This window comes from Arthrobacter sp. 135MFCol5.1, assembly GCF_000374865.1.
Classification (GTDB): Bacteria; Actinomycetota; Actinomycetes; order Actinomycetales; family Micrococcaceae; genus Arthrobacter.
Genome location: NZ_KB895468.1, coordinates 66,967 through 73,427, shown reverse-complemented (window position 1 = coordinate 73,427; position 6,461 = coordinate 66,967). Strand labels below are relative to the sequence as shown.

The 6,461-nt window shown below is 69.5% G+C and carries 6 protein-coding genes and 2 pseudogenes; 5 read left to right on the top strand and 3 right to left on the bottom strand.

Annotation, left to right across the window (positions count from 1 at the left end; genetic code table 11):
• From C563_RS22680 to moaA, 3 genes and pseudogenes are all read right to left on the bottom strand, one after another.
• A pseudogene (locus tag C563_RS22680) lies at positions 1-345 on the bottom strand (HNH endonuclease signature motif containing protein); the annotation flags it as partial.
• Positions 346-455: 110 nt separating this feature from the next.
• The gene (locus C563_RS0118935) at positions 456-722 is read right to left on the bottom strand and encodes a MoaD/ThiS family protein (protein WP_018763648.1); all 267 of its coding nucleotides are present in this window, start codon (positions 720-722) and stop codon (positions 456-458) included.
• Between the two features lie 5 nt (positions 723-727).
• Complete coding sequence (gene moaA / locus C563_RS0118930) at positions 728-1,855, bottom strand: GTP 3',8-cyclase MoaA (RefSeq protein WP_026265113.1); 1,128 nt, start codon at positions 1,853-1,855, stop codon at positions 728-730.
• A 255-nt stretch (positions 1,856-2,110) separates the two neighbouring features.
• On the opposite strand from moaA, the pseudogene C563_RS21635 reads away from it, so the two are divergent.
• The 5 genes and pseudogenes from C563_RS21635 to C563_RS0118905 all read left to right on the top strand — a co-directional run bounded on the left by C563_RS21635 (position 2,111) and on the right by C563_RS0118905 (position 6,351).
• A pseudogene (locus C563_RS21635) lies at positions 2,111-3,590 on the top strand (molybdopterin-dependent oxidoreductase).
• Between the two features lie 23 nt (positions 3,591-3,613).
• Positions 3,614-4,879, top strand: coding sequence for a molybdopterin molybdotransferase MoeA (locus tag C563_RS0118920; protein WP_018763646.1), 1,266 nt, complete (start codon positions 3,614-3,616; stop codon positions 4,877-4,879).
• Positions 4,867-5,358, top strand: coding sequence for a cyclic pyranopterin monophosphate synthase MoaC (gene moaC / locus C563_RS0118915; protein WP_018763645.1), 492 nt, complete (start codon positions 4,867-4,869; stop codon positions 5,356-5,358). Before C563_RS0118920 ends, moaC begins: the two co-directional genes overlap by 13 nt.
• Positions 5,355-5,885, top strand: coding sequence for a MogA/MoaB family molybdenum cofactor biosynthesis protein (locus tag C563_RS0118910; protein ID WP_018763644.1), 531 nt, complete (start codon positions 5,355-5,357; stop codon positions 5,883-5,885). The genes moaC and C563_RS0118910 overlap by 4 nt, the downstream gene beginning before the upstream one ends.
• Complete coding sequence (locus C563_RS0118905; RefSeq protein WP_018763643.1) at positions 5,875-6,351, top strand: molybdenum cofactor biosynthesis protein MoaE; 477 nt, start codon at positions 5,875-5,877, stop codon at positions 6,349-6,351. The genes C563_RS0118910 and C563_RS0118905 overlap by 11 nt, the downstream gene beginning before the upstream one ends.
• The last annotated feature ends 110 nt before the right edge of the window (positions 6,352-6,461 follow it).

The following is a 6,461-nucleotide window of genomic DNA, read 5'->3' as shown; positions in this document are numbered from 1 at the left end:
GGCGGCGGCGGAGCTGATGGTCAGGATCCCGGCGATCTCCTCCACCGCGGACATCTCCGCGAACGTGCGCTCATCCACCGGGGCGTCCGGCGGAAGCAGAGCATGCTGGATGTCAACGGCATCCGCCACGTCTTGGGCTTTCACCGCCGCCAGCTGGGCCTCCAACCGTGCCACCAGCTCCAGCCGCCCCAAGCATGACTCATACCGCCGCTGCAACACGTCCACTTCAGCACCAACGTCGGCGCCGGAACAAAGCGCAGCATCCTCCCGAACCAGCCCGCTGAGCGCAGCGACAGAGGCAGAGACACCCTCCATCACCACCGCCAGATCCGCACCGATTCCCATGGAAACATCATCCAACCAGGGTCCGACATTCAAGGCTGCGGCAGCGTTGGCAAGGCCAGGCAGGAGGCCACCCCCCGAATGCTGCCAGTCGCCTGGGTGTTACGGAATACCTACCCGCCGGCGAACGGGGGAAGTACGTCAACCACGTCGTCGGCCCCAAGAACCGTTGACTGGTCCCGGACAGCCACCTCGTTGAGCAGGAAGCTGCTGCGGGACAGGAGCCGGGGGAGCGGAGGGGTGCCTGCCGGCGGTTCGGCACGGGGCACCGCCAGCAGAGCCTCCAAGAGCTGGGCGACCGTGGAACCGTCGGGCAGGTCGAACTCTTCTTCCTCCCGGCCGGCGGCAGCGCGTGCGGCAGCGAAGTAACGTACAAGCATTCCGGTCAGCCCCCGATGGCGCTCATGCTGCGGTCCGGCTGGACGAAGTCCGGAGCGTCCAGTCCCACGTGGTCCATGCCGTGGGCTTTTGGCTTGAGCCACATGGCATCCTGCCACCGCTGCGCCAGCTTGTCATCAGCCGCGCCGGAGCGCAGCAGGCCCAGCAGGTCGAATTCCTCGCGGGAGAACAGGCAGCTCATGATCTTGCCCTCGGCGGTGATCCGGGTGCGCCGGCAGTCCGCGCAGAACGGCTCGGTGACGGAGGCGATGATCCCCACTGTTCCCAGCACCGGACCGTCAGCTTCCAATGAACCTGCCGCCCGTCGTCGGACGTCAAAGCGCTCGGCGGGGGCACCGTCACGGGCCCGGGCATCGGGGCTGAGCACATAGTCCTTGGACAGCAGGTCGCGGATCTCGGCGGCCGTGATCATGTTGCGGCGGGTCCAGCCATGGTCCGCGTCCAGCGGCATTTGTTCGATGAACCGAAGTTCGTATCCCCGCTCCAGGGCCCAGGCGAGCAGCTGCGGCGACTCGGTATCGTTGATGCCGCGCATGAGGACAGCGTTCAGTTTCACCGGGCCCAGGCCTGCCGCCCATGCGGCGTCCACACCCGCCAGGACCTGGTCCAGGAACGGCCGCCTGGTCAGTCTGGCGAACGTTTCCTCATGCAGCGAATCCAGTGAGACATTGATCCGTGTCAGCCCGGCCGCTTTGAGCGGGGCCGCCTTCCTGGCCAGGCCAACACCGTTGGTGGTCATCGAGATGGGCAGGTCCGGATGGTTGTTCCGCAGCGCCGAGATGATCTCCACGAGGTCGTGCCGGACCAGCGGCTCACCGCCGGTCAGCCTCAGTTCCCGCACCCCCAGCTGCTCCACGCCGACGCGGACAATCCGGACGATCTCCTCAGCCGACATGACGGCCTGCTTCGCGAGCCATTCCAGGCCCTCCGCCGGCATGCAGTAGGTGCAGCGGAGGTTGCACTTGTCCGTCAGGGACAGCCGCATATCCGTGGCGCGGCGGCCGTAGCGGTCCACCAGCCCGTCCGGTGCATCCTCGGGACGGCGTGCGGGAACGCCGGGCAGCTCCGATGCTGCTTCCTCCCGCGGCTGCGGCATGCCTAGCTGGACAGTCATGGATTCAGGCTACGCCACCTTGAGCCGCGCATCACACCGTGACTGCAAGGGTTCCGGTCACGCCTGGGGGCCGGTGCCGGCGGGCGGTGGCAAACCTATTCTGGAGGGGTGAACGATTCCCGGGTTTCGAAGGCGGCGGACGACGACGGCGGGCGCCGTGGGGAGCAGCCGGACCGTCCCGTCCCGCACAAGGCTGCCACGGGCGCCACGGGCAGGTGGGCCGCCGCCGCGGGTGCAGCCGCCGTCGCTGGCGGCGTGGCCGTGGGGGAGTTGCTCGCAGGATTTGCCAGTCCTTCCGTCTCGCCGCTGACGGCCGTTGGCGGTGCGGTCATCGACGCCGTCCCGCCGGGCGTCAAGGACTGGGCGGTCTCCGTCTTCGGAACGGCGGACAAGGCTGCCCTCCTGGCGGGCATGGCGCTGGTCATCGGCGTCCTGGCCTCGCTGGCGGGGGTGCTGGAGTTCCGCCGCGGCTACCGGGGTGCGGCCGTGGTGGGCATCTTCGGGGCCGTCGGAGCCGTGGCTGTCCTCACCCGCGCCCAAATGACGCCGATCGCCGTGGCGCTCCCGCTCGTGACCGCGGTGGTGGCCGTGGTGCTGCTGCGATTCCTGATCGGAAAGCTTCGCGAATGGAACGCGGGCACCCCTGTACCGGGCGGACCGGGAAGTTCCCGACGGAGCTTCCTCCAGGCCCTGGCCGGCACGGCGGCCGTGTCCGCGGCGGCAGGCGTCCTGGCCGGTGCGTGGCGTGGGGCAACTAATGCCGTCAGCGACGCCAGGGCTCGGATCACCCTGCCAGTTCCGGCGTCACCCGCACCGCCGGTTCCGGCGGGCGCCGACCTGGACGTGGCCGGAGCGACGCCGTTGGTGACGCCCAACCGCGAGTTCTACCGGATCGACACCGCACTGTCCGTCCCGGCAGTCAACCCGGACAATTGGGCCCTGAGGGTCACAGGCATGGTGGACCGGGAGATCCAGTTGTCCTACGGGCAACTCCTGGCCAAGCCGCTGACGGAGCGCCACATCACTATCGCCTGCGTGTCCAACGGCGTGGGCGGCGACCTGATCGGGAATGCCCGCTGGCTGGGCTGGCCGGTCCGCGAATTGCTGGCCCAGGCGGGCCCCCACCCCGGAGCGGACATGGTGCTGTCCAGGAGCACGGACGGCTGGACTGCAGGGACGCCCCTGGAAGTCCTCACCGACACCAGGGACGCCCTGCTTGCCGTCGGAATGAACGGGGAACCCCTGCCGCTCGAGCACGGCTTTCCCGTCCGGATGATCGTCCCGGGACTCTACGGCTACGTGTCCGCCACCAAATGGGTCACCGAACTCAAAGTCACCACGTTCGCGCAGGACGCCGGATATTGGACCCCCCCGGGGCTGGTCCGAGCGCGGCCCGGTCAAGACGTCCTCCCGGATCGACGTGCCCCGCAGCGGGCGTCCGGTCAGTGCAGGGTCCGTGGTCTTCGCGGGCGTCGCCTGGGCCCAACACACCGGGATCGGGAGGGTTGAACTGAGGATCAACCGTGGGCCGTGGCGGGAGGCCGAACTCGCTGCGGGCCTGTCAGCGGACACCTGGTACCAGTGGAAACTGGCAGTGGACCTCACCCCGGGGCAGTACGAGGTCCAGGTCCGCGCCACGGACCTCACGGGCAAACCCCAGGAGGAAACGGAGCGGCCGCCCCAACCTGACGGTGCCACCGGATTCCACACGGTTAGAGTGGACGTGAAATCCTGAAGTCCGCGACCGAAGGCGTACCCATGACCAGCCCCACCCCGCACGGCCACCCGCCGGAGAGCCGTGCCCGGCACCCGCATGAACATGCCCGCTCGGTTGCCGACCACGCCGCCGCCGTCGCAGCACTCCTGCAGCCGCTCCGGGCGGCGGGACGCACCGAAACGCTCCCACTCAGCAAGGCCCTGGGCCGTGGGCTGGCGGCCGATGTGACAGCGCCCGTCAGCCTGCCGCCATTCGCCAATTCGCAGATGGACGGTTACGCCGTCCACTCCGGCGACATCCCCGACGGCGGCGCGGACCTGGAGACCATGCCCCCGGTAGCCGCCGGATCAAGGCCGCCCGCGCTCGAACCGGGGACGGCGGCGCCCATCATGACAGGTGCCGTGATCCCGGCCGGGGCGGACGCCGTCGTACCCATTGAACGGGCCGTGCCGGACCACTTCCTGGAACCCGGCCGGGGCGGCACCGTCAGGCTGCCCGCCACCGGACCCGGCGCGTACGTGCGGTCCGCCGGCAGCGACATCGCGGCGGGGGAGCTGGCTCTGGCCACCGGGACCTGCCTGGGGCCGGCCCAGCTGGGGCTGCTCGCCGCGTTGGGCCTGACCGAGGTGCCGGTCTACCGGGCGCCCACCGTCCTGCTGGTCACCACCGGGGACGAAGTGGTGGAACCCGGCCGGCCCCTCCCGCCCGGGAAGATCTACGATTCCAACGGAACCCTCCTCGAAGCCGCCATGACGCAGGCCGGCCTCACCGTCCGGCGGGCCGGTATCTCCACCGACAATCCCGATGAACTGCGCGGCCTGCTGCGTTCCGAGGGCCAAGGCGCCGATCTCATCGTCACCACCGGCGGGGTCAGCAAGGGCGCTTACGAAGTGGTGCGGCAGGCGATGGTGGATCAGCCCGTCGATTTCCTGCACGTGGCCATGCAGCCCGGCGGCCCCCAAGGCCTGGGAACGTTCGACGGCCTCCCTTTCCTCGGGTTCCCCGGTAACCCCGTCAGCTGCCTGGTGTCCTTCGAAATGTTCCTCCGCCCCGCGCTGTCCGGACTCCTGGGCGCACCGGCGGCCAGGCTGCCGCTGCGGGCACGCCTTGCCCACCCGCTCACGTCCCCCGGCCACAAACACCAGGTCCGGCGGGGCAGCCTGCAACCCGGCGGCACCGTGCGGCTTGAGGGTGGTGAGAGTTCCCACCTGATGCATGCGCTCGCGGGCTCGAACGTCCTGGTCCACGTCCCCCACGGCGTCACGGAACTCGGCGCCGGCGATGAGGTGGAAGTATGGATGCTGTGAACGCAGAACAGACCCCCGCCCTGACGCACCTGCGCCAGGACGGCAGTGCCCAGATGGTGGACGTCTCAGCCAAAGCCGAGACCACCCGGGAAGCCACGGCCACAGCTACCGTCCGGACCACCTCGGAGGTCATGGAACTCCTGGGGGCCGGGGGCCTGCCTAAGGGCGACGCGCTGGCCGTGGCCCGGGTGGCCGGCATCATGGCTGCGAAGAAGACGCCCGACCTCATTCCGCTCTGCCACCCGTTGCCCCTGGCCAAAGTCACCGTCGATTTTGACCTCGGCCCCGATACCGTCACCATCAGTTCCACCGTGAAGACCCGCGGCGTCACCGGCGTGGAAATGGAGGCCCTGACTGCTGCGTCCGTTGCGGCCCTGAGCGTTTACGACATGATCAAGGCCGTGGACAAGCACGCCGTCCTGACGGATATCAAGGTGCTGGCCAAGAGCGGCGGCAAGAGCGGAGACTGGGCGCTGTGACCAACACCAAGCCCCTCGGCGCCCCCGAGCCGCACCGGCACGGCGACGCCCAGGGACGGAAAGCCGGCGTGGTGATCGCCTCCACCCGCGCCGCAGCCGGAATCTACGTTGACGAGACCGGCCCGGTGATCAGCGATTGGCTGGCCGAGCACGGCTTCGATGTCTTTCCGCCGATGGTGGTCCCGGACGGTGAGCCCGTGGGCGCCGCCATCAGGGCGCTCCTGACCCAGCGTCCCGCCGTCGTGATCACCAGCGGCGGGACAGGCCTGAGCCCGGACGACCGGACTCCGGACGTTACGCTGCCCCTGCTGGATCGGGAGATCCCGGGCATCATGGAAGCCATCAGGCGGGCCGGCGCCGCAAAAACCCCGCTGGCCGCCCTGAGCAGGGGCCACGCCGGGGCCGCCGGCGCAACCTTTATTGTGAACCTGCCCGGCTCACCCAAGGGCGTCATGGACGGGCTCACCGTCCTGGACCCGGTGATCGGGCATCTCTGCGACCAGCTGGAAGGCGGACATGGGCACTGACGCGGCATTCGAGGTGGTCCGGGCAGTCCTCAGCGCGGACCCCATCTCCGTCGACCAGGCGATCGCAGCGGTGGAAAGCGACACCGCGGGAGCCGTGGTCAGCTTCAGCGGCGTAGTACGCAACCACGACGCCGGCAAGGCAGTCGAGCGGCTCAGCTACAGTGCGCACCCCACGGCACACCAGGTGATGGCCGACGTCGTGGCCCGCCTGGTTGCCGAACAGGACGCTGCGCCGGGCGCAGGCGGCGACGCCGTCCGGCAACCCGTCCGGATCTGGGCGGCGCACCGGATCGGGATGCTGGAAATCGGCGATCCCGCCTTGGTGTGCGCTGTCTCCGCGGCGCACCGCGGCCAGGCTTTCGCGGTCTGCTCGGAGCTGGTGGACCGGATCAAGGAGCAGGTTCCCATCTGGAAGGAACAGTTCTTTTCCGACGGCACCGTCGAATGGGTCGGCGCGGACGGCTGATGCCTGCTGCGTCCGCGCACCGGCCCGGCCAAGCCGGCGTGGTTGTCCGCTCCGTTGCGAGGTAACGCACAGTGACCGGTTCCTGCGGCAACCGGTCCCGCCGGTAGGCT